This window comes from Marinobacter sp. (assembly GCF_041690455.1).
In the GTDB taxonomy this organism is placed as follows: domain Bacteria; phylum Pseudomonadota; class Gammaproteobacteria; order Pseudomonadales; family Oleiphilaceae; genus Marinobacter.
In genome coordinates, this window is sequence record NZ_JAWLHI010000054.1 from 21,622 (window position 1) to 28,181 (window position 6,560).

Sequence of the window (6,560 nt, forward strand, 5' to 3'; positions counted from 1 at the left end):
TAACGACATGGACGCATTGTGCAGAACCGCAAAAAAGCAGAAGGGTATTGCCACTCTGGAGTTCTGGCTGACCGCTCCGTTTCTGTTATTGGTTGTGTTTGCCGTGAGTGAGTTGGGCTGGGCGTTCAGCCAGTACCACACCATGACCCGAGCGGCCCGGGACGGCGCCAGACATGTTTCTTCATCCGCGATGAACGGCAGCATTGGTCTCATACTCCTGGACAGCAACCTGGTACAGCAAACCAGCAATCTGGTGGTCTATGGCAATACCCTGGGGGCAGGAGATCCTCTGCTGCCGGGCTGGTCAACCAGCGATATTTCCGTCAGCAGTCCCGACGCCGCTCACGTTACCGTGAGCGCCACCTACAACTACATCCCGCTGATCGGCCAGATTCCCGCTTTCTACGGGGGAGAGCCGATCAGCATGGCCTTTGTAATGCAGAGCACCGTGCAGATGAGGGCGCTATGAACATCAGAAAGCAGTCGGGTTTGCACACCGTGGAGTTCGCGATCGTCGGGGCCATGTTCTTCATCCTGCTATTTGCCAGCATCGAGTTCGGGCGGCTGATGTTTGTCTGGAACACGCTGGATGAAATGAGCCGGCGTGCGGCCCGTGTGGCCGTGGTCTGCCCTATAGAACATAGCGCTATCCGCAGGGTTGCCATGTTCGATGAGCCGGGTACCTCCGGTGAGAGCCCCATACTCAAGGGCCTGATGGAATCGCATATTTCCATCGACTATCTCACCTCTACCGGCGGTGTTATGGCCGACCCGGCGGGCAATTATCTGGACATTGCCTTTATTCGCAGTGAAGTAAGCGGTTTTCAGCATCAACTGATTATTCCGTTCTTTTTCCAGACTTTCGAATTGCCACCGTTCGTGACGGTTTTGCCGCGGGAGAGCCTGGGGGTATCGCGGGAAGGAACCGGTTGTTTCGGGACCATCAGTTGAATAAGCAGGGAAGGGCGAAGCCATGAAAGCACGTATTACCGTTTTGATTGCCGGGCGCAATGCCCAGGAGTTGCAGGAGCTTGAAGACATGCTCGGCGACCAGCCGGGCCTTGCCCTTAGCAAACGTCTGATTACCAACGGTCATTCGGATCCGCTCTATAACGTCAAGGAGCTGCCGGATGCGCTGATTTTCTGCACCACGTCCGCCTGGGAAGATGAACTCCGATCCCTGGACGATCGCCCCGTCACCAGTCGGGTGCCAACCGTGGTGACCGGGCCGGAAAACATGACGATCATGCGCACCGCCATGCGAGTGGGTGCGCGGGACTATTTCAGCTTTCCGGCACCCAAACAGGAGGTTCTGGAATCCCTGGTCCGGATCGCCGCCGAACTGTCGCCGGATTCGGATTCCAGTGGTGGCATGTTTGCTGTCATCAACTCCAAAGGCGGGTCCGGAGCCAGCACCATTGCAGCTTCCCTGGCCCACAGTCTGGCGGAGCGGATCGAACAGCGGGTGGCCCTGCTGGATATGGATCTGCAATTCGGCAACCTGGCGTCGGCCTTCGACCTCCATGAGGGCGGTGGTTTGGTGGACGCGATCCTGAGAGCGGACAACATGGACCTGATGGCGCTCGAAGGCCACATGCTCAAGCACAAGAGCGGCCTGCACCTGTTGGGTAATGGCTCGGATCAGCTTGTTGTGCCAGGGGACATCGATGAGGGCCAGCTACAGAAACTGCTGGCGTTGCTGCGCACCGGCTATGACCACACGGTAGTTGATCTGCCGCGCCAGATCGACAGTGTGACCGGGATGTTACTGGAATCCGCCGACCGGGTGCTGCTGGTGCTCCAGCAGAGCATCTCCCACGTTCAGGATGCCCGCCGTTTACTTCATTATCTGACCCGCTACATGGGAGTGCCGGCGGACAGGATCGGAATTGTGGTGAACCGTTGGGACAAGAAGTTGGCACTCACCGCCGGTGACATCGAACAGGCCCTGGGCATCGGGGATATGACCTTTATTCCCAACGATTACGCCAAGGTGGCGGAAAGTTCCAACCTGGGGGTGCCTCTGCTGGAGGCGGCGCCTTCATCACCGGTCAGCCGGAGCATGGTGCGGATGGCGGAAGCGCTGAGTGGCAAGAGAGTGGTTCCACAGTCCGGCCTGGGCCGGATGTGGCGGAAACTGGCAGGAGCCTGAGGAGAGTGTCATGTAACTGAACCGACTGAACGAATTTGGCAAGGGCGAGCCGGAGCCACCACTGATTCACAACGGCAGTGGTCCCTCACTGGCCCGCAAAGCTGAGGAAGAGCAGGAGCGGGCCTGGAAGCAGAAAATCCACCAGAAACTGATGAAGGTTCTGGATCTGTCACTTCTGGGCACTCTTGGCAAAGAGGAGGCCGAGCGCCAGTTGCAGGAAATCGGTCAACGGTTGATGTCAGAGGAGTCGATTCCGCTCTCGCTGACCGCCCGCCAGCGCATCATCCGCCAGATCCAGGATGACATCCTGGGACTGGGCCCACTTGAGCCGCTGCTGGCTGACAAGTCCATCGCCGATATCCTGGTCAACGGTCACGACAGTATCTATGTCGAGCGCAACGGCAAGCTGGAAAAGGTGGATGTCAGTTTCCACAGCGATACCCATCTGCTGAACATCATTGATCGCATTGTCTCCAGTGTTGGGCGGAGGATTGATGAGTCCTCGCCGATGGTGGACGCCCGCCTGAAGGACGGCTCCCGGGTTAATGCCATCATTCCTCCCCTGGCGGTGGACGGACCGCTGCTTTCCATCCGCCGTTTCTCCATCGGCCGACTGTCCATGGAGGCGTTGATGGAGAAGGGCACCCTTACCGCACCCATTGCGGGCCTGCTCGAGAGCATTGTGCGGGGCCGGTTGAACGTTCTGATTTCCGGTGGTACCGGCTCCGGTAAGACTACGTTGTTGAACGTGCTGTCAGGCTTTGTGCCTGATAACGAGCGGATCGTTACTATCGAGGATTCGGCGGAACTTCAGCTTCAGCAGCCCCATGTGGTCCGGCTGGAGACCCGGCCTCCGAACATCGAGAACAAGGGTGAAGTTACCCAGCGGGATCTGGTTCGGAACAGCCTTCGGATGCGGCCTGACCGGATCATCGTCGGTGAGGTTCGTGGCGCCGAAGCCCTGGATATGCTCCAGGCCATGAATACTGGCCACGACGGCTCCATGACCACGTTGCACGCCAACGCGCCTCGGGATGCCCTGACCAGGATCGAGAACATGGTGTCCATGACGGGCACCACCATGCCGGTCAAGGCCATCCGCTCCCAGGTGGCATCGGCCATTGATGTGGTGCTCCAGGTGGAGCGCCAGGAGGACGGTACCCGTCGCCTGGTCAGTGTGCAGGAGATCAACGGCATGGAGGGGGATGTGATCACCATGTCCGAACTGTTCAACTTCCGGCGCGTGGGCCGGGATGAGGAAGGCAAGGTGATAGGGCATTACAAGGCGACCGGCATTGTGCCCCGTTTCCACGAACATCTGCACCAGCGGGGCATCGCGGTGCCCCTGTCGCTTTTCGACCCCGACTTCGAGGACTGAGCCATGGAAGCGTTGGGAGACAAACTCTGGATATTTCTGGCCCTGGTGTTCGTGGCAGTGTTTCTGCTCTCCCAGGGATTGGTAATTCCGGTTTTCGGTGAGAGTCGGGGTGCCCGCAAGCGGCTCAATGAGCGCATGCATAAAATGACCCAGGGGGATGAGGGCCAGAAACGGCTCTCCCTCATGCAGGAGCAGTACCTGCGGGACCTTTCGCCGCTGGAGAAGCGCCTGGAGTCCATGCACCTGCTCCAGCCACTGGTCAGTCTCATCGCCCAGAGCGGTTATAGGACGCGGGCCTACCGGGTGTTGTTGCTGGCGCTGCTGCTGGCTGCTGTGGCCGCTTTCGTGGGCTTCAGCATGACCAAGGCCTGGTGGGCGCCGGTGGTGCTGGCGCCACTTGCCGCCAGTGCACCGTTCCTCTATCTGCGCAACAAGCGCAGCAAGCGGATTGCCAAGATCGAGGAACAGCTGCCGGACGTGGTGGATGTCATCATCCGGGCCCTGCGGGCAGGGCACCCGTTCATCGAGGCCATCCGTCTGGTCTCCACGGAGATGCCTAGCCCGGTGAAGGAGGAGTTCCAGAAAACCTTCAACGAGATCAACTACGGCGGTGATGTGCGGGCGGCATTGTTCGGTCTGCTGCAGCGGGTTCCCAGCGTGCTGGTGATGGCACTGATCACCGCTGTTCTCGTGCAGCGGGAGTCGGGCGGTAACCTTGCCGAAGTATTGGAGAAGATCGCCGGCGTGATCAGGGGGCGCTTCCGCTTCCAGCGCCGGGTTCGCACCCTTTCGGCAGAGGGCAGGATTTCAGCCTGGGTACTGACCATGACGCCGTTCGTGCTCTTTGTACTGATCTCGCTGGTGAACCCGGAATACATGCCCATGCTTATCGAGAGTCCCCGGGGCGCCGACATTGTTCTGATCGCACTCATTCTGATTGTGATAGGCGTGTTCTGGATCAAGAAGATCCTCAATATCAAGGTGTAGGAGACGCAAACCATGGAATACGTGATCGGATTGCTCGATACCGTCATACAGGACCGCCAGATGGCACAATACGCCTTTATCGGCTTGATGGCGGTGGCTGTGTTCTGCCTTGCTCTCGCTGGCATGTACCTGGTCTCCACCATGTTCCATCCGGTGCGCAGTCGACTGCACAATGTCGTGGCTCCGGAGGCGTCCGAAGCGCAACGGGAAGGACATGTATCCTCGTTCTTTAAGTCAACCGCGCCTCATTTCCTGCCCAAGAAGGAAGGGGACCGGAGCCGCACCCGGGAGCGGCTGATACACGCCGGTTTCAGGAACGACGGCGCTCTTGCCAACTTCTATGCCATCAAGACCCTGTTGATCGTCGGCCTGCCCCTGGCGGTTTTTTTCGGCCTGCGCTGGGTGCCGGGGCTCACCACCATTGAGGTGGTACAGGCCGCGGCTGGCGCAATGCTGGTTGGCGCACTGGGGCCCAATTATGTACTGGCCAAGATGATTGAGCGTCGCAAGCGCCGGTTGTACAACGGCTTCCCGGATGCGCTGGACTTGCTGGTCGTCTGCACCGAAGCGGGTTACGGCCTGAAGCCGGCACTGCAGAGGGTTGCCGACGAGCTGGTAATCGGCCATCCCGAGCTTTCCGAGGAGCTGGCCCTGGTCAACAGTGAGATGCGCGCCGGTGTCGATCGGGTCGACGCCCTGAAGAACCTGGCGGACCGCACCGGTTTGGAAGAAATCGGCGGCCTGGTGGCATTGCTCAGCCAGAGCCTGCGTTTCGGTACCAGCATCGCCGAATCCCTGCGAATCTATTCGGAGGAGTTCCGGGACAAGCGTATGCAACGGGCGGAAGAGGAGGCCGGCAAGGTGTCCACCAAAATGGTGTTTCCGCTGGTGTTGTGCATGTTCCCGGCCTTTTTCGTGGTGGCCATAGGCCCGGCCGTTGTCGGGTTGCTGGACCACTTCCAGGTCTATTGATCTCTATAACAAGAAAGGGAGAGTTTGCCATGATCGGACAATGGATGGACGCCACGACCGGTACGAAGGCTCGCAACTTTGCTCGGCCAGGGAGGCGGAAGCTGCTCGGTGCCGGGTTGATCTCTATATTGCTGTTCCTGAGCGGCTGCGCCAGCGGTCCCCAGGTAAAAAGTGGCAATGCCTACACAGACCTCTACGACGGCAAATCCGAGCTCACATTTTCCACGCTGATGCCGGTGGAATCCGCTGAAGAGGCCATTGCCCGGGGCGATGCGGCCTATCGGCAGGGGAAGCTGGATGAAGCGGTGTTCGAATATATCCGCTCCCTGGAGCTGGATCCGGAGAATGCGGATACTTTCTACAAGGTGGGCGCCATCAATCAGCACAAGGGTGCAGCGGACAAGGCGGCCTCGGCGTTTGAGCTTGCCCTCCAGCTCGAGCCGGATCATGCCGGTGCGCTCGAAGGCCTGGGCCTGATGCTCATGAAGCGGCGGCAGCACGACAGGGCCAGAACCATGCTCGAAAAGTCCGTGGCCGCCGATGGCAATCGCTGGCAGGCCCTCAACGCCCTGGGAATCATGGCCGACTTGCGGAGCGATTTTGCCGCCGCGAGGGATTATTACGATCGGGCCCTGGCCATTGCTCCCCGCAATGCCAGGCTTCATAACAACCTGGGGTACTCCTTCTACCTGATCGGACACTGGAACCGTGCCGAGTACCAGTACCAGACGGCGCTTAATATCGATCCGGACCATGAGCGTGCCTGGCGCAACCTCGGCCAGCTCTATACCCGCCTGGAGCGATTCGATGAGGCCCTGGAGGCGCTTATCAAGGTGATGCCGGAAGCGGACGCCTGGAACACCATTGGCTATATCCTGATGAACGAAGGGAACTATCGTCAGGCGGAAGAGTACTTCAGCAAGGCCGCCAAGGCGTCACCCAGCTACCACGTGACCGCCAACGACAACCTGGCCCAGGTGCGGAGGTTGATTGCGCGCAGTGGGGATTGAGGTTCGGGGAGTTGGTTTCGGTGAAAATGGGGTCAGATTAAAAGCGCGTCCGCGCTTTTCA

Annotated in this window: 6 protein-coding genes and 1 pseudogene; all 7 read left to right on the forward strand. The window is 59.5% G+C overall.

All coding sequences use genetic code 11. From position 1 onward, the window contains the following. Positions 1–7: 7 nt before the first annotated feature. On the forward strand, positions 8–469 hold the full coding sequence (locus ACESMW_RS13500; protein WP_372987540.1) for a TadE/TadG family type IV pilus assembly protein: 462 nt from the start codon (positions 8–10) through the stop codon (positions 467–469). Beyond that, positions 466–951 carry a TadE/TadG family type IV pilus assembly protein gene (locus ACESMW_RS13505; protein ID WP_372987541.1) on the forward strand — a complete coding sequence of 162 codons (486 nt, stop codon included), beginning with the start codon at positions 466–468 and terminating at the stop codon, positions 949–951. Before ACESMW_RS13500 ends, ACESMW_RS13505 begins: the two co-directional genes overlap by 4 nt. 22 nt (positions 952–973) lie before the next feature. Then, complete coding sequence (locus ACESMW_RS13510; protein ID WP_372987542.1) at positions 974–2,152, forward strand: CpaE family protein; 1,179 nt, start codon at positions 974–976, stop codon at positions 2,150–2,152. Positions 2,153–2,267: 115 nt separating this feature from the next. Next, positions 2,268–3,530, forward strand: a pseudogene (locus tag ACESMW_RS13515) (CpaF family protein); the annotation flags it as partial. A 3-nt stretch (positions 3,531–3,533) separates the two neighbouring features. Next, entirely contained in the window at positions 3,534–4,517 is a 984-nt protein-coding gene (locus tag ACESMW_RS13520) for a type II secretion system F family protein (RefSeq protein WP_372987543.1), read from the forward strand. Positions 4,518–4,529: 12 nt separating this feature from the next. Further along, positions 4,530–5,489, forward strand: a complete 960-nt coding sequence (locus ACESMW_RS13525) for a type II secretion system F family protein (protein ID WP_372987544.1) — start codon at positions 4,530–4,532, stop codon at positions 5,487–5,489. A gap of 29 nt (positions 5,490–5,518) precedes the next feature. Further along, a complete protein-coding gene (locus ACESMW_RS13530; protein WP_372987545.1) occupies positions 5,519–6,499 on the forward strand; it encodes a tetratricopeptide repeat protein in 981 nt (326 codons plus the stop codon). Positions 6,500–6,560 lie beyond the last annotated feature (61 nt).